Source organism: Blastopirellula marina, assembly GCF_002967765.1.
In the GTDB taxonomy this organism is placed as follows: Bacteria; Planctomycetota; Planctomycetia; order Pirellulales; family Pirellulaceae; genus Bremerella; species Bremerella marina_A.
This window is the reverse complement of record NZ_PUHY01000012.1, coordinates 407,961-423,867: the sequence shown is the minus strand read 5'-3', so window position 1 is coordinate 423,867 and position 15,907 is coordinate 407,961. Positions and strand designations below refer to the sequence as shown.

Here is a 15,907-nt window from a genome sequence, read left to right as displayed (position 1 = left end):
AGACCTCCAGAGCGAAGTGAGTCGATGCTTTCATTCTAAGGACGCTGGCGGATGGGGGCCAAGAAAAACTAAGACAAGTCATCATCCGGTTTAAGTTGTCTCAAATAGCGATCGTAAAGCATGATTGAAGCGATATAGGCCAGCAAACTGGCAATCAGGAACTGAATACCACCTCCGGCGAAGAAAGCCAACCAAAATAAGAAAGCAGCCAGCCAGAATGTCAGCCACGACGCGATTTTTGTCCCGTTATATTCACCGGGAAAATCGATTAGGTATTCTCTTTCTTCCAACGCATCGCTCCCTGGTACCGAATTGGTCTTGGTGAGCTAGAAAGCATACCTGAGACGAGTGCGATTCCAAGAAAAAAAGAAAAGCGTGCGGCAGGCAGACGCACGCTTTCTCGTCGAGTCATACCCCTCGACTATTTGATGGCAGCCTTGAGCAGGTGAGCCCAGCCAGGGGCGTTGCCGCCGACACGGACTTGGAACTTACCGTTGGAGTGACCGAAGCTCACTCCGCCTTGGTTGCCGTAGAACGGACTGCTTGCGTTGCCAGGGACGAACGGGCCGTTACCCTGGTAACCGTTGTGATGGCCGTGACCATGTCCATGACCGTAACCATTCCCGATCGAGCAGTGATACTGGATGTATCCACAGTGCGATTCGTACAGATCGTAGTAAACTCGATCGAACGCTCGTTCGACACGTGCCCAGGAGCTTAGGATGTGGCTTTCACCGTGGTGGTCGTGATAGTGATTCCAGCATCGGTACAAGTCTTGTTGGACATGACGCATCTCACGCGAGACGCCGCGGAAATCGGCTTTCAGGTGGCCGAGCCCGCCACGACGCTGAGCTGTGTCGCAGAAGTGATCCACTTCTCGCAACAGCGCTCGAGCTTCCCGAGCTAGATCCGAGTAGCGACGGTGATGGTCGACCTCGTGATAAAAATCGTCCACTGCGTGATGCAGCACTTCGATGTCACGGACCAATCGACCTTCGTGGGTGAAGTGATCGGCCTTGGCAGTCGAGCTCAACGAAACCATCGCAATGCCCAACATACCTGTCCAAATGAGTGATTTAACCAACATCTTCTATCTCCCCCAGAGAATGAACTAAACCTTCTTTGCTTCTGTTTGACGTGCCATCGTTGATTCGCTGGCAACGCTAGTAGAAAAAGCAGCAGGAGTGCCAAACCGGGAAAGAAATGCTCGCAATAAGGCGCAAGTGACTTCTGTTAAACGTGTTATGCGTATTGCAATAAAAAGTACCAGCTAGCGAAGCAATGCGGGAAGTGCCTGCATGTTATCACAATGACAACGCGGTGTCTCAGTGCGAGTTCATGCCTTGAAGTAGTGAAGAGTACGAAGCCGTTCCAGGAATCCAAGGCGATCGAGTCCCCGATGGACTGGTATGCCCATCAGTAGCCCGCCAACGAGAGAAGCGGACAGGTGAAAGTAGAAGCGAGAATAGAAGATGAACACGCTATTGCTACTTTGGGCGGAGGGTGCTCGATGGATGACCTCGCGAAGCGTTTCTACATAGTATCTTCCCAGAGACACGAATGTGCTTACTGGGCGAATGCCGGAATGGCGGTTCTCGACGGGGACAACGAGCGCAGTCGCAAAGACGACGGCGAATCCCAGTCCGAAGAAGATCCGCCTTTCCCGCACGTTCGGTTGAATCGGTGCGGGATCTTTCTGTGACGTCTGGGCTGGAGATCGATAAGGATTATCTGTCGGCGAATCTGGCATCTACCTAGGCCCAGTTTTTCCCGACCGTTTAGTCGCGTGGTTTCTTCAGCACGATTACCGGGCGATCGGCCAGGCGGACCACACGATCAGCGACCGAGCCCAGCAGCACCCTCATGATCGACGAGCGACCGTGAGACGAGATGATGATGGAGCCCGCGTTGATCTTCTCGGCGAATTGGCAGATCTTCTCGCCAGGGTCGCCGAAGGTGATGTTGATCTTCACATCCTTGTACTTCTCGTCGGCGAGCTCTTTACGAATCGCCTGCGTGGCGTGCTGAGTACGTGTGTTTTCGTCGACGGTATGCCAGACTTCTCCTGGATCGGCAGGCGAGAGCTCTCCCAGCACATGAATCACGTAGATTCCCTCGCCACTGCCTACCAGGGCAATCGCCTTGTCGACCGCTTCACGCGAATCGGCAGAGAAATCAAACGGCACAACGATCGGCGATGTGGATATCCAGGACACGGTAAACTCCCTTTCGGCAATTCGTGAGTTGTCGAATCTTCAGAGGTGCTAGCCTCATGTTACCGAAGCGATCCGTGCAGGAACAGTCAGGCATCGTCCTCCGAAATCATCAATCCCCGGCGAACCAACGTACGTTCGTCCTTTTCGTGCGACATCACGGTTTTCTCAAAGCGATCGAATCGTGTCTGCCAAGCCGTTCCTACGTTGGCGTTGTCGACGTCGAGAATCAGTTCGTCCAAAACTTCGAGCAGCATCCGATGGGCCTGCTCCAACTGTTTCGTTTCGGTGCACATATGGGGTTGCCGGGCACAAATTTCGTCGAAGCAACCTTCTTCTTCTTCCAGGAAGTGTCGCGACATCAATTCGCGGAGCTGGATCAGTCGTCGGGCGATTTGCGACGTCGGAAGCGGATTGTCCCGATCATTCAAATCGTTTTGCAGGTCATGGATCGCACTGTCTACTGCTTCGTGTTCGCAAGTAAAATGCGAGTAGAAGGGACGACTACCTTCATTCAAATAACTATCAGACATCGCACACCTCCTTCCCTTTTTCAGGGAGAAAATGATGGGGGGGTCATGCTGAATCAGGCGGCTGCTTGAATGTCAGTACGGGGCACTTTGCGTGACGTACGATCGATTCGGCAGTACTGCCAATCAGCATATGTAACAGGCCTGTTCGGCCGTGGGTGCCTAGCACAATCAGGTCGGCTTTCACTTCGTCTGCCAAACGAACGACGGCAGTCGAAGGATCGCCGGTGACCAAGTGATATTCCACCGGGACCGCTGGGTCGTCCGGTTTGATCTCGTGTAGCATGCTCTTCAGATCCTCGGGGGAAGGATCGAGCATTCCGTAATACATTTCGCCTGTACCATAAACGGTAGGTGGCTCTTCGACGTGGGCAATGATTATCGTCCCTCCACTGTCGCGTGCCAGAGCTGTGGCGAGATGCAATGCGGCGTCTCCGCAATGCGAAAAATCGGTCGGGAAGAGTATGCGTTTGAAGTTCATGGCTCGACTCCTTAATCCATCTGTTGTCGTAGCGTTGTTGTTAATCGAACCTCTTAAGTCTCTCTACTTTGTTACGAATTGCACGAACTCCGTGTTCTTAGAAATCGAGGGAATTCAAGCCGTAATCAAAGCAAATTAGGAGGAGTATTGGATGGAATCAGAACATTCAGAATTTCTGGAGATGAGCCAGCGATACTGCTATATTCTCAGGTTCCTCCCTTAACCTTCCTACTAGTTCCATTGTCCACAGAGGCCCACCCAATGGCAACATATTCCTCGCCACGACGTGCTTTTTTGAAAACGGGTGCCGCTGGTGTCGCTGGCACGCTTCTGACAACTCGGACAGGAAAATCGGAATCACCCAACGAAACGATCGTTGTGGGCATCATGGGAACCAACAATCGCGGTAATGCCCTCGCTAAAGGTTTCGCCAGCCAATCAAATTGTCGGGTTGGTGCCGTTTGTGACGTCGATTCGCGCGCTCTCGAAAAGACAGCAGCCACGGTTGGGCAATCACAATCGGAGAAGCCCCTATTGGTCGAAGACTTTCGACGGATGTTGGACAATCAGTCGATTGACGCGATTGTGATCGCCGCCCCAGATCATTGGCATGCCCCTGCGACGGTATTCGCATGTGACGCTGGAAAGCATGTCTATTGTGAGAAGCCAGCCAGTCATAACCCAGCCGAAGGGGAAATGGCCATTGCTGCATCGCAAAAAAACGATCGCGTGGTGGACATTGGAACGCAACGCCGCAGCGCACCAAAGATTCAAGAAGCGATCGCTCGCATGAAAAAGGGGGAACTGGGAGAAGTGCTGTACTCACGCGGCTGGTACAACAATCGCCGCGGTCCGATCGGAACAGGCAAGGCCGTCCCGGTGCCGAGTTGGCTGAATTACCAACTGTGGCAAGGTCCCGCCCCGAAGGAAGACTATCGGGACAACATCGTGCACTACAACTGGCACTGGTTCTGGAACTGGGGAACGGGCGAGATCGGCAACAACGGTGTCCATGCCGTTGATATTTGTCGCTGGGGTTTAGGGGTCGACTACCCTACCAAGGTTGCTTCTACCGGCACGCGAGCCCGCTACGAGGATGATCAAGAAACGCCTGATACGCAGATGGCAACGTTTCACTTTCCCGGCAATAAGATGATTACTTGGGAGGGAATCAGCTGGCAGCCGCGCGGTCGTGAAGATTCGATGTTCGGGATTTCGTTTCACGGTACCGAAGGATCGCTTGTCATCGATGGAGGTGGCTACAAAATTTACGACATGCATAATAAGCTGGTCGAAGAGGTCAGCGGCGCGGTGAGTGACTCGGCTCACCTGAGCAACTTCCTGGAGTGCATTCGCACCAACCAGAAGCCGAACGCCACGATCGAAGAAGCCCACAAGAGTACGCTGCTCTGTCAACTTGGCAACATCGCGCATCGCACCAGCAGCGTGCTGGAAATCGACCCTGCCAACGGCCACATCCAAAACAATCAGGCCGCGCAAAACCTCTGGGGACGCGACTACAATCCGGCGTTCGAACCTAAGGTTTAATTCGTGGAGACGTGTCGAATCTACGGCGTTAAAGTGTTGTTCCAAACAAACTGTGCAGTCCAACGCCCACGCCGTATGCGATTGCCGCTGCACATCCTCCGGTGACGAGCGTTTCGGTGACGGCAGTCAGTTGCCCTTCTTGCTCGACCTTTGCGCGGAAGATCCCAATCAGAATAAACGCCGCACCGGTTAGTAGCGCGCTGGTCAGAAAGATCGTGTTCGGCGACCAGCCTAGTTGCACCAAAGGAAGCGGAAGTAGTGGAATCGATCCGGCTAGGCAGAAGCCAGTGAACGTCACCAGGCCAGCTTTCCAGGGTGTAGGAGGTTGCAGACGCAGTCCCCACTCTTCGACCAGCATGGTATCGACCCACCGCCGTTTGTCTTCGCAGATCGTATCGACAACGCTTTCGAGTAGTTCTCCCTCGAACCCTTTCGCGGCAAAGATTTGGCGGATTTCTTCTCGTTCGCGTTCAGGCACCCGCTGAATGTGCATCGTTTCCAAGGAGCGATATTTCTTCAGTTGCATCTGATCGCTGCGGGCCTTGAGATAATTGCTGATGGCCATGCTGAACCCATCAGCAAGCAGGTTGGCAATTCCCAGCACGATTGCCACGGCGACTCCATAGCTCGCTCCGGCCACACCAGCGACGATGGCGAACGTAGTGACCGCGCCGTCGACGCCTCCCAAGACGAAGTCACCGGCGTAGTCGTCAGCGGAAGGGCCAGCGATGCGGGCAGCGATTGCCTCGTCGGTGTGTTGCTCGGCCAACTGTTCAGGCGTGATCTTCATCGTCAGGGATCCGTTCTCGTCCGAGTTGCCGAAAAGGTAGGCTCAGTTAAAGAAGACAACACGCCGAGTCGATTTGCGGGCTTACTTTCGTCGGGCAACGAGTAGCCCGCCATGTACGGCTAAGATAACACCGGCACTCAGCGAAGCCCAGGAAACCCAATTGGGGAGGGAGATCGTTTCGCGCACTTGGGCGCCACTGTTGACCACGAAATGATTGATGGCCCCGCGTGTTGTCTCAGGACCAGGGCCAACGTTGTGGGCCAGGAATTTGGTAGCCGAGGGAGTCAGCTGATACGACTCGACCGCGTACATCTGTCCCCCGGCAAGCAGGAGGATAATACCGGCGTAGATGAAATGGATCGCCCAGGCCTTTTGTTTCATGGCTGTTTCAGTACCGACGGGGGAACAGAGAATCGCCGCTAGCTGGCGTCGCTGTTCCTTTCATCGGTCGGTCATGGCAGCCTTGTTGAGCTTGCTTACGAATCGTCTTCGCTGCCCGCTTCTGCTTGTGCGGGTTTTGCCGATCGTCCGAGAAGCCGCTTGGCAAGTGACTTGGCATGAGCAAGTGAAGCACGAAGTTTCGCCAGTGTGCGCGCTTTGGTCGTGCGTGGTATCAATTCCAGGTGAAACATCTTAACCGGTTCGGCACGCCAGTGGCTTTTGTAGCTTTCGTCACCACGCAGGAAGTCAAACGTTGTTCGACCATTTTCAATCGCAGCACGAATGGCGGCGGTTACGCCCAACCAGCCTGGTCGAGCAAATTCGCAATCGATAGCGATTCCGGAACAGTAGTCGAGGAGGATTTCCCCGTCTTGCAGGTCCAGTTGCGCCGCAACCGGTTTCCCTTCCAGTTCAACCCATTGCAGGCGTAGTTGTCCGGCAGCGAGATGCAGTTGGGCGGCTTCGTAAAGGAAGTCGCGGAATCGCTTCGACGAGAACGATCCGGCATGTCCCAGTGCGTTCTGGCGTCGTTGATGCAGATCGACCAGAATCTCAAATCCTTCGGCAAGTGTCGCTTCATCGTAGGCCACTCGTACCGCGGCGTGGCCTGATTCAAACTGATCACGCCACAACTGTCGCACGCGGCGACGTCGCGACCGTGAAAGCTGCATGATCCATGTTTCCCAATCGCTGGGCAGTGCCAGTCGAAAGCAATCGAGACATTCCAGATCATTCGCTTGGTATCCGTACTGCGTGGCCATGATCTGTGCGAAGCGGCGGATCGTTAGGTTATCCGCTTCGATCCCTTCCAGCACGATATGATCGACCTGCGGAAGCTGATGATGCACAAAGTCCGCGATCGCGGTTAGCACGGCTTCTTCCGTTTGCGGCTTGGCCAGGATCGACATGTAATCGCTGCAAGCGCGTCCGCAGCCGAGCGATTGAATCTGTTGGCCACTCAACCAAGTTCGCTGCAAAAACCAAGGCGCAAGACCGACCAGTTCCCCTTGGAAGTTACGTACCGTGAGTACCAATAGTTGGCTACCTGGAGCGCGATAGGCACGCCACCACGGCATCAACCAACGAGGACCGAGAAACAACCGCGAACCGGCGAGTTGTTCCCACTCGGACCAGAGGGAATCCGAGGTATTCAGATCGGTGACTTGCTCGACACACCAATCGGCTGCCTGGAACGAAGAAACTTTGTCCGTAGCAAATAAGGCATTGCTGGACGGGCAATCGGTGGCCATTTTCGAGGGTTCATTTCATGGGAAAGGCGCATGTCGACCATCTGGGACTTCCCGCTGGTACCCACTAACGATGATCGCTGAAACCACGCACTACTAAATGCATCGTAGTAGTGGCAAATCGTTTCGCGAGCCTTCTCGCTCCTAAGAAGCGCAAGATTTTATCGATGACCGTCCAGCTTGTCGGATGTAGCGATTATGTCGCCTTCCGGGCTGCCCACGTCCAATGGCGATCGGACGTTTGCCGTACCGACTCTGCGGGGAATCCCAGCGAGACCACCAACTGCTGAATTTCGTCCAGTGAAAGGGCTGCGTGCAGCGACTCGGCGAACATCTTTTTCGACGATTCGATCTCTTGACCACAATAGGTTTCGACGAGCTCGTTAAGCTGCTCGACCGAATCAGGCCGCAAAAGATCGCGGAAGAAGAGCCACCCTCCTGCTTCAACCATGCGAACACTCTCTTGCAGCACCGAGAGTGGTTCGGGAATGTGATGGACAATGCTGTTCGACATCACGCCGGAGAAAAAGCCGTCTTCGTGGGCGATCTGCTTAGCATCGACTTTCATTAATTGAATCCGATCGAGCATGCCGGCGATGTCGATATTGATCCGTGCAACATCCAACATGGCGATCGACGCATCCGCACCCATGATGCGGCATTGTGGGATGCGATCTGCCAAGATGATGGGAATGCGAGCCGTACCAGTGCCCAGGTCAAGAATATCAATCATCTCGGCCTCGTGATCGGGCTCGACACCGAGGAACGCAATTAAGTCGTCGACGAACAACTTATTGACGGCATGATGGTCCATGTCGTCGTAGTCCATCGCTTCCTCTGGCGTGTCCATGACTTCGGGTTCGAGAATGCGCTCGATCATCAGATAATCTCTTTCGGGCAACTTAGGTGAGGTGTGACTCGCTTAGGTCTCGCTCTGGGCGGACTCATCGGCGAGGGCATCGGGGTTCGAGGCTTGCCAGGCACCACAGATAACCAGGACGATGGCCATGCAGATGTAGGCCCACATCATGAAGATAGGCCCCTGCCCCGCCGAGGCGACCGGCATGTCGGGAGGTGCGCTCCAACCCAATACCAGCTTACCACTGGGATAAGGTGAGTGAATAACCCCAAAGACGCTTAGGGCGGCACAAGCCAGGCTGAACGCCGCCGCGACGTACAATCGGCGATCGATGATGTACGCCAAGATCGCCGCCCACAGCATGCTGGTGACAATAAATCCGCCAGCCAACATCTGTAACGTTTGCAACTTCACGGCCGTTCCGTTGGGGTGGGTGTGACCCTCTTCGTCGGGCGGACTTTGAATATCACCTTGCGTGTACTTCTGCAATTGATCGACACTGGCACCGAGGGCTTGGGAACCTTCGTCCAGCTTATCAAGCCGCTCGTTTAGTTTTATCAAAGCTTCTTCATCGATATGGCCAGCCTCGGCTAACGCAGCAAGTTCTTTACGATGCTCGACCAATTCGTTGTCAACTTGCACAGTAGCTTGGTGCTTCATCTGAAAGAAAAGCCCGGTGTATTGACCTTGAAGATCGCCGGTGAAGATTAGCACCAGCGCGGCGAGGGCGGGAATGCACGCGATCGAAACCGCTGGGTAATGCCGAATCGGCGTTGCCTTAAAGCTTTGAGCTGTAATCTCGAGTCCGATGAAAACCAGGATTGGAAACACGGTCGGTTTGGGAATCGCCCAGTACAGAAAACCGAAGTAACCCAGCACGCCAGCACCACCGACGAACAGTGCGGTTGCCAATGTGTATGCTGCACGGCCTCCCATCGTCTTATACGCGGGATGTCCGATGTAGGGCGTCGTCTGGATCACGCCGCCGCAGAAACCGGCCACCAACGTGGCGATTGCTTCAGCCCCGATGATCCGGTTGGTGTCGTATTCATCGCCAGCCGCCGCCGCACTTTCGACACAATCGATCCCGCCGATCACGGTTGCCAACGCAAACGGGATCACAATCGGCAGGTAGACCGCGGCGTCTTGGAACGTCGCCCAGTTCAGCCACTCGAAGCGGAATACGGCCAACCAATCGGTCGGCAGCAACGCATCATTCGGATTGAAGTCCATTGCTTCCGGCGTGGCACCTAAGATTCCTAAACCGTACATCACGTAGTAAATCGTTCCAGAAACGATCAACGCAGCGAGCGCCCCAGGGATTTTCCAAGGCAAACCGATATGGGCAACCAAGGTCACCAAAATAATCGAAAGAGCCGTCATCCCGACGATTGGGAAATGGAGCGCCTCGACGAACGGGAGGAAGCTAATCAAGACAAGAGCAATCGCTGCTAGCGATCCTAGCAAGCCAGCGCGAGGGATGATCTTACGAATCCAGCTAGAACCGAAGGCGCAAGCAGTTTTGAAAATTCCGGACATCACAATGGACCAAATGCCAATGTGCCACGTACGGATAGCAGACTCTTCTGCTGTCATCTGTAATTCTTGGACACCATAGCTGAACGCTGGTCCCAAGACGAAGAATACCATGCCGAATGTGCTGGGCGTATCTAGCCCTAAAGGCATGGCAGTTACGTCGTTACGACCAGTCCTCTTCGCCAGGCGGAGCGCCATCCAGAAGAAGATTAGGTCGCCTACGAGCACACCTAAAGCCGTCCCCGGGACCATGTGTCCGATGGCGAACGTTGTAGGAAAGTTAAAGACCGCTGCTAGCAAGCCAATAGTTAGCAGAAGATCGGCAATGTTATCTAACATCAAGCCAAAGAAGGCGTTAACGTCGCCTGCAACGGCCCATTTGTATTTGGTTTCATTCATTTTCTTGCTTTCGGCACGGGCGTTGCATAATGGGTAGATCGAGTTTAGGAGCCTGTCATGGGGCTGTCAATTCTCGACCATCTCCTCACGTTCGTCTCTGACCGAGAGTGCAAGCGTGATAGAATACGGATCGCGGCGATGGTCGAAGCATCTTGTTCCACCCTCGAAAACGAGGAATTTGGAAAAGATTGCTCCCAACAGGAAACGGATTTCGAACCATTGCTGGGATACTTCGTAGAAAATGACAACTGCCACACTTGAAATGACGTCGAGTTACTCGGATCCTTCGCTCGTTCAACCCAAGTCCGATGAGGACTTGCTGTTGGCGTATAGGGACTCCGGTAATCGAGAGTACTTCGCCAAGTTGGTCCAACGTTACGAACGTGAGTTGTACAACTACTTGCGTCGTTACCTGGGCGATCCTGAAATGGCGGAGGACGTATTTCAGGCCGCATTTTTACAAGTGCATCTGAAGTGCGATACTTTCGAGCAAGGACGTCGTTTCCGGCCTTGGCTGTACACGATTGCAACGAATCAAGCGATCGATGCACAGCGCAAGACCAAACGCCATAAGATGGTCAGTTTGGATCGAGCCGGCAGCTCGAGCGAGAATCAAGAGACTGGTTCGCTGGTCGACTTGCTTGTGAGCTCCGAAGCTGGGCCAATGTCGCAGATGGACGATCTGGAACGACAACGCGTGATGCGTGATGCCGTTCAAGAACTCCCGGAATCGTTGAAAACCGCAATTGTGTTGGTTTACTACCAAGGTCTGAAGTACCGCGAAGCGGCAGACATCTTGGGGATTCCGGTCGGAACGGTTAAAAGCCGCCTGCACACCGCTGTGCAGAAACTTACCGAAGCCTGGAATCAAGTTTATACCACTGATGACGATGACGCGTGAGCACTGGGTAGGCTTCCTCATGGGAGCCCTGGATGAAAACGAGCGAGATTTGGTCGAGCAGCATATTGCCGACGACCCTCGCGCCGCGGAACAATTAGACCAACTTCGATCCCACCTCGATTTGCTTTCCGATGGCCTGGACGAGGCCGCTCCGCCAGCCGGACTCGCCTCACGAACTTGTGCCATTCTCGATAATCCCGATCTTTACGCCGAAGTTCTCGATACTTCGGCACCCGCCGACGAGAACGCCCCGCAGTCCCGGCAGCGAGAAGCGTTTGAATCGATCGGCGGAGGTCGCAACTCCTTTACCATGATGGACATGCTGGTCGCTCTAGGTGCGTGTGTCGCGGCCGTAGCGATCTTCTTTCCCGCATTGGCGAGTTCGCGTTTACTGGCAACCCGGCTGCAGTGTGAAAACAACCTGCATCAGGTCAGTCTGGCTTTGCAGCAATTCGCGGGCAACAGCCCAGAACACCGCTACCCAGCGATTTCGATGGACGGCCCGATGTCCAGAGCAGGTGTTTTCGCTCCGAAGCTGATGGATGCCGGGCTCATCAACCACACCCAAACCGTCCGCTGTGCTGCGAGGAAGGATGAACTTGCCACGCAGTCAATTCCTACCGTCCAACAACTCCAAAATGCTCCCCGGGAAGAGGTCGAGAAGCTACAGCAAAGCCTCAGTGAGGTATTCAACTACAACATGGGTAGCTTGGTGAACGGTAAGTTGTTGGCTCCCGTGATGAAGGGGCGAGCCAACTTCCCCGTCTCGTCAGATGTCGTCTTACTGGAAGGGGACAAGATCGTCCCTCAAGCCCATGCTGATGGACGAGCCAATATCTTGTTCGACGATGGGCATGTCGAGTACATGGCCGTGGAAGAGATCCCCGATTCGCTGCGGCAGTACTTTTTGAACGACGAAGGCCAGCTCGCAGCGGGCCTGAACGAGGACGACGCGGTTGTCGCCAACGGGATGGCGCATCCGATTCAACTGCCCCAACAGAAACTCGTTCCTTAGGTATCTCGCTGGACAAAGCGAATAATCGTTGAAACGATTTCAATCGAAGCACCGTGGTCCACCAAAAAGGACTCGGTGTTTTTCTTTTTCTTGGCAAGAAATAATCATGGAGTAGCGGTTTCTGGTTTGATCCCCACTATCCGAACTGCTAGATTTCGGAGACGATTATTCGAACCCCCCTTGGAACAGACTTTGTTGATTAGGCTGATCTTTCTTCGTGAACGATATTTCTTCAACTAGCATTTCAAACCCAACCACCGCAATCAAAGAAGCCATCCAGCTCGGTTTTTACATCGGGGCTGGCGTTGGGCTTGCCGCAGGCTCTGCGGTTTCGATCCTGCTGGGAAGCAATTTGGTTTGGCAATCAGGCGGGTTGTTGGTCGGATCGGTCTTAGGTGTTCTGGGTGGCACTGCCTACGGCTACTTGGCCCGCCGCATGAAACCAGCGCCGGCTTATCGATCGGCGCCGTAAAGCAGTCCTAACTCATTTGAAGTAGGATTGAACCTCTGCGCTCCAATTCTCTGTCCGAGTCGGTGCCGAAGCTGGATTAAACGCAATTCGCCCGTAAGATGAAAGAAGTTACGACGATCGATTTGGTTGAACTACCGTCAACCTTGGAAGTCGCCTAAATTCTCTGTCCCTCTTGTGAGGAGACCTTGGTGAATCGCTCCTCTGTGCTGATTTTCGATGCGCTAATCAGCTTCGTTTTAGGTGCTGTACTCGCGGTTTTCCCGAAGTCATTTATCGATTTGCTTGGGCTCCCGGCGACAGAAACGACTTTCTACCCACGCTTGCTCGGGGCCGTCGTCATTGGAATTGCAATCGCCCTAGTTTACGAGTGCAGGCGGAGCGCAAACGAGCGATCTGGCTTAGGTCTTGGCGGGGCGATTGCCATCGATCTGAGTGCCGCCGCATTTCTGGGATGCTGGCTGATCTTCAGCTGGATGACGTTGCCACTAAGAGGAGCACTCGTCCTGGGCAGTGTCACTACGCTGCTAATTAGCGTCAGTGTGCTTGGCTTCGTCGCTCAGCGACAAAAGGCGTCACAGTAGAGAATCGCGACGTTTGATCGTTCTAATCGGTGTGGCAGACGCTACAGCGAGTTACCAACGCCGTTACCTGAAGCCCCTTCTTCGGGCCCAGCGATTTGCTACTCGCGGTCTGCGATGGTTTGCCGGCATGATGACATTGGCTACAGCAATGTACGGCTGAGAATTTCTGAGTCGCCGATTCCGCTAGTTGCTGGGTGGCGTTCGTCGTCCCCTTTTGAAAGTTGTCGACTGCCAGCAGCGAGCAGTTCGCCAAGCCAAAGCCAGCTTCCAGTACGTTGGCTCCCGGCGCCGGCGAATCCGCCATCAGCGAACCCGTCGGCAGCATCGCGCCGCTCGTTGGACGTCGCTCACCGGAAAACCAGCTTCCGCTTACCGCTAGCACGATCATCAAGCTGAGTGCCAAGCCGATCAGTGGCACGCGCAGTTCGCGAATGGGGTCGGTGGTTTTCACCTCAGTTTGGTCGGTCACGCAACAGCGACACTTTGCTTGTTCTTCTGACAAAAAGACAGGGAGCTGTGTTTCTTGCTCGCCAGCTGATTGCTGCCCCTCGGCTAGCACTGCCGTCACTGGCCGCAATGCTTCTGCTAGTTCGCGACAACTGTGACACACCGTCAGATGGCGTTCCACAGGGAAATCGGTTTCGTGCTGACCGGTTGGAAATGGGCCTCGCGTCAGCACGTCGAACACGTCGTCACATGTCGGAAGGTGATGGGACTGGATCATCAGGCGTGGTCCTCGGCCAGTTCCTGGCAGGTATTCTGAATGAGTTTGGCCATCTGCAACAATCCATTGCGAACGCGAGCCTTGGCGGCAGGCAAGCCAATGCCTTGGGCGTCGGCGATCTCCTGAAACTTCATTTCGCCAAAGAAGCGAAGCCGGATCGCTTCCGCTTGAATCGGGCTCAATCGGTCGAGCAGTTTGAGTACGCTTTCTTTCCGCTCGCCGCTGATCAGTCGCGAAAGGGCCTCGCAGGGGACTTCGCTTTCCAATAGCGACGGTGAGGAAGGAGCTGCCCCAGCGGTCAGCGTGGTTGTAGTCACCGGCTGACGCTTGGCTTTCTCCCGTATTCGGTGACACACATTCAGCAAGATTCGCCACAACCAAGTTCGAAAACTGTATCGCGAGTCGTAGGTGTGAAGCCACCGGAAGCTGTTCAGAAAGGCTTCCTGAACGGCGTCCTCCGCCAACTGAGAATCTCCCAAGTAACTGAACGCCAGGTTCTGCAAAGCCCGACGGTAACGCCGAACGATTACGGCATACTGATCCGCATCGCCAGCCAAAACGGCCGCGAGAATCTCCCCATCGGTCGCCTGATCGGCACCTGGGGCGTGAGATGCGTTGTTTTCAGAAGCCATACAAGCTGCCGGAGGGCAATTTCGGGAGGGATTGACCGGTTCCTTTCATTATAGCGCCCTTCGGCAAGAAGAGATACTTTCGCCCTAAAGTGAAGCAATCCCTAGGTTTCCGGCCGAGCGCGACACGTAAATTAACCAACCAGCGTCGTAATCAACGGATCACTGCAAACTAACGGAAGCGCTTAGATTCGCTGTTGGCAACGTGTTCACTCGAAACGGTGCCTATCCTGGAGAATCCGTAGTCAAAACATTTCTAGGAAAAACAAGAATCAAGAAACGCTGAAAGTCCGTCTCTCTTACCAAGAGCCACCGGTCAGACAAGAAAGGATCACCAGAACTTGATCCCGGTCCAAGGGAGAAGCTTTCCCTGGAATCTCGTCGTGCGGTTTACTTTGGTAAGAGAGTCGGACTTTCAACTGAACTATCGTTCGTGAACATGCGTCTTGTTCACTCGGATCGTTCGCAAACCTTAACCACCCAGGAAGATCCCCATCTTGCCTAGGTGTAATAGTTATCGGGCTTCGAGTGTATTGATTTGATTGGCATTGCTTTGCCAATTAGATTTCTTGTCGCAGTCGGCACGCTTGCGCCGGCTTTGACGGTTGTGAGGGCGATTGGCAAGAACGCGGCTCGTTTGGCAACCGACATCACGATCAACATTCACCAAAAACGTTCAAGGCATTTACCAAGTCGGTCGGGATCAGTGAGGTCGACCGACTTGGATAATTTTCGCGTGCATGCACGCAGATCTGTGAAGGACGAACCTGTGATGCGATTTGTCATACCGGTATTGATTGCCGTTTTCGTCTCCGTGTTGGCATTTGGATGTCGCGACTACGTCACACTTCCCGATGTCTGCTGTGCGCGACCGCCGGAAAAAATTTCCCCTGAAAGCATTCGGCGCAAGCGAATGACCAACATCGTACAAGCCCTTCGAGCCTACAACGACGAGTTCGGTACGTTGCCTCCTGCGTACACCAGAGACGAAAAGGGTCAGCCACTCACGTCCTGGCGAGTATTGATCCTGCCGCAGTTGGGACATCATGCAATCTACGCCGAGTACGATCAATCGCAACCGTGGGATAGTCCGGCGAACGTGGCGTGGTCTCAGAAAACTCCGACACCCTACTTCGACCCATTTCTAAAAGATGCCGAGCCAGGTATGACATCGTTCGTAGGCATCGTGCTCGAAGAAAAGTTGCCGAGTCGTTGTGGCGTTTTTGGCGAATCAACGTTGCCGGAGGAACTGGCCAGCGAGGCACTGATTGTCGAGAACCTTGCTCAGCCGGTGATTTGGTCCCAGCCGGTTGATCTATCACCCGAAGACGTTTTGGCCTGGCAGTCCTCGGATAGCGACGATTCACCCTATCTGAATGTTGGTCTGGCCAACGGTCGTACTTGGCAATTCACCAACGAGAATCGTCACCTGCTTGCAGAGGTTTTGCAGCTCGGCGGCGGCTTGACCGCTTGGTAGCTGCAAATACTTTCGCGGCGATCGGGCGGTGGGTATGATTTGGCTCTTCCGTTAGCCGCTCTCA

Annotated in this window: 18 protein-coding genes; 6 read left to right on the top strand and 12 right to left on the bottom strand. The window is 54.2% G+C overall.

Going from position 1 to position 15,907, the window contains the following annotated elements; genetic code table 11:
* Window positions 1–68 precede the first annotated feature (68 nt).
* The 5 genes from C5Y83_RS18080 to C5Y83_RS18060 all read right to left on the bottom strand — a co-directional run bounded on the left by C5Y83_RS18080 (window position 69) and on the right by C5Y83_RS18060 (window position 3,224).
* The gene (locus C5Y83_RS18080; protein WP_105331160.1) at window positions 69–290 is read right to left on the bottom strand and encodes a hypothetical protein; all 222 of its coding nucleotides are present in this window, start codon (window positions 288–290) and stop codon (window positions 69–71) included.
* A gap of 131 nt (window positions 291–421) precedes the next feature.
* Window positions 422–1,087, bottom strand: a complete 666-nt coding sequence (locus C5Y83_RS18075; protein WP_105331159.1) for a hypothetical protein — start codon at window positions 1,085–1,087, stop codon at window positions 422–424.
* 691 nt (window positions 1,088–1,778) lie between these two features.
* Window positions 1,779–2,216: a universal stress protein gene (locus C5Y83_RS18070; RefSeq protein WP_158262403.1), complete on the bottom strand. Its 438-nt coding sequence runs from the start codon at window positions 2,214–2,216 to the stop codon at window positions 1,779–1,781.
* Between the two features lie 86 nt (window positions 2,217–2,302).
* The gene (locus C5Y83_RS18065) at window positions 2,303–2,746 is read right to left on the bottom strand and encodes a hemerythrin domain-containing protein (protein WP_105331157.1); all 444 of its coding nucleotides are present in this window, start codon (window positions 2,744–2,746) and stop codon (window positions 2,303–2,305) included.
* A 43-nt stretch (window positions 2,747–2,789) separates the two neighbouring features.
* Window positions 2,790–3,224, bottom strand: a complete 435-nt coding sequence (locus tag C5Y83_RS18060; RefSeq protein ID WP_105331156.1) for a universal stress protein — start codon at window positions 3,222–3,224, stop codon at window positions 2,790–2,792.
* Between the two features lie 261 nt (window positions 3,225–3,485).
* Here C5Y83_RS18060 and C5Y83_RS18055 point away from each other — a divergent pair, with 261 nt between their 5' ends.
* The gene (locus C5Y83_RS18055; protein ID WP_105331155.1) at window positions 3,486–4,772 is read left to right on the top strand and encodes a Gfo/Idh/MocA family protein; all 1,287 of its coding nucleotides are present in this window, start codon (window positions 3,486–3,488) and stop codon (window positions 4,770–4,772) included.
* A gap of 28 nt (window positions 4,773–4,800) precedes the next feature.
* On the opposite strand, the gene C5Y83_RS18050 is transcribed toward C5Y83_RS18055, so the two are convergent.
* The 5 genes from C5Y83_RS18050 to C5Y83_RS18030 form a co-directional block, all read right to left on the bottom strand.
* Window positions 4,801–5,562 (bottom strand): VIT1/CCC1 transporter family protein, encoded by a 762-nt coding sequence (locus C5Y83_RS18050; RefSeq protein WP_105331154.1) that lies wholly within the window; start codon window positions 5,560–5,562, stop codon window positions 4,801–4,803.
* Window positions 5,563–5,643: 81 nt separating this feature from the next.
* Window positions 5,644–5,943: a hypothetical protein gene (locus tag C5Y83_RS18045; protein WP_105331153.1), complete on the bottom strand. Its 300-nt coding sequence runs from the start codon at window positions 5,941–5,943 to the stop codon at window positions 5,644–5,646.
* 95 nt (window positions 5,944–6,038) lie between these two features.
* Window positions 6,039–7,253 carry a GNAT family N-acetyltransferase gene (locus tag C5Y83_RS18040; protein WP_105331152.1) on the bottom strand — a complete coding sequence of 405 codons (1,215 nt, stop codon included), beginning with the start codon at window positions 7,251–7,253 and terminating at the stop codon, window positions 6,039–6,041.
* Between the two features lie 193 nt (window positions 7,254–7,446).
* Complete coding sequence (locus C5Y83_RS18035; protein ID WP_105331151.1) at window positions 7,447–8,130, bottom strand: class I SAM-dependent methyltransferase; 684 nt, start codon at window positions 8,128–8,130, stop codon at window positions 7,447–7,449.
* A gap of 42 nt (window positions 8,131–8,172) precedes the next feature.
* Window positions 8,173–10,044: a permease gene (locus C5Y83_RS18030; protein WP_199195069.1), complete on the bottom strand. Its 1,872-nt coding sequence runs from the start codon at window positions 10,042–10,044 to the stop codon at window positions 8,173–8,175.
* A gap of 241 nt (window positions 10,045–10,285) precedes the next feature.
* On the opposite strand from C5Y83_RS18030, the gene C5Y83_RS18020 reads away from it, so the two are divergent.
* The 4 genes from C5Y83_RS18020 (at window position 10,286) to C5Y83_RS18005 (ending at window position 13,013) form a co-directional block, all read left to right on the top strand.
* Window positions 10,286–10,945: an RNA polymerase sigma factor gene (locus C5Y83_RS18020; RefSeq protein ID WP_233207274.1), complete on the top strand. Its 660-nt coding sequence runs from the start codon at window positions 10,286–10,288 to the stop codon at window positions 10,943–10,945.
* Window positions 10,929–11,960, top strand: coding sequence for a hypothetical protein (locus C5Y83_RS18015; protein ID WP_105331148.1), 1,032 nt, complete (start codon window positions 10,929–10,931; stop codon window positions 11,958–11,960). The genes C5Y83_RS18020 and C5Y83_RS18015 overlap by 17 nt, the downstream gene beginning before the upstream one ends.
* Window positions 11,961–12,177: 217 nt before the next feature.
* Window positions 12,178–12,432 carry a hypothetical protein gene (locus C5Y83_RS18010; protein WP_105331147.1) on the top strand — a complete coding sequence of 85 codons (255 nt, stop codon included), beginning with the start codon at window positions 12,178–12,180 and terminating at the stop codon, window positions 12,430–12,432.
* Between the two features lie 188 nt (window positions 12,433–12,620).
* On the top strand, window positions 12,621–13,013 hold the full coding sequence (locus C5Y83_RS18005; RefSeq protein WP_105331146.1) for a hypothetical protein: 393 nt from the start codon (window positions 12,621–12,623) through the stop codon (window positions 13,011–13,013).
* A gap of 22 nt (window positions 13,014–13,035) precedes the next feature.
* Here the strand turns inward: C5Y83_RS18005 and C5Y83_RS18000 are convergent, their stop codons facing one another.
* Window positions 13,036–13,737 (bottom strand): hypothetical protein, encoded by a 702-nt coding sequence (locus tag C5Y83_RS18000; RefSeq protein ID WP_105331145.1) that lies wholly within the window; start codon window positions 13,735–13,737, stop codon window positions 13,036–13,038.
* On the bottom strand, window positions 13,737–14,369 hold the full coding sequence (locus C5Y83_RS17995) for an RNA polymerase sigma factor (RefSeq protein WP_105331144.1): 633 nt from the start codon (window positions 14,367–14,369) through the stop codon (window positions 13,737–13,739). The genes C5Y83_RS18000 and C5Y83_RS17995 overlap by 1 nt, the downstream gene beginning before the upstream one ends.
* Before the next feature lie 769 nt (window positions 14,370–15,138).
* On the opposite strand from C5Y83_RS17995, the gene C5Y83_RS17990 reads away from it, so the two are divergent.
* Window positions 15,139–15,843, top strand: coding sequence for a DUF1559 domain-containing protein (locus tag C5Y83_RS17990; RefSeq protein WP_105331143.1), 705 nt, complete (start codon window positions 15,139–15,141; stop codon window positions 15,841–15,843).
* Window positions 15,844–15,907 lie beyond the last annotated feature (64 nt).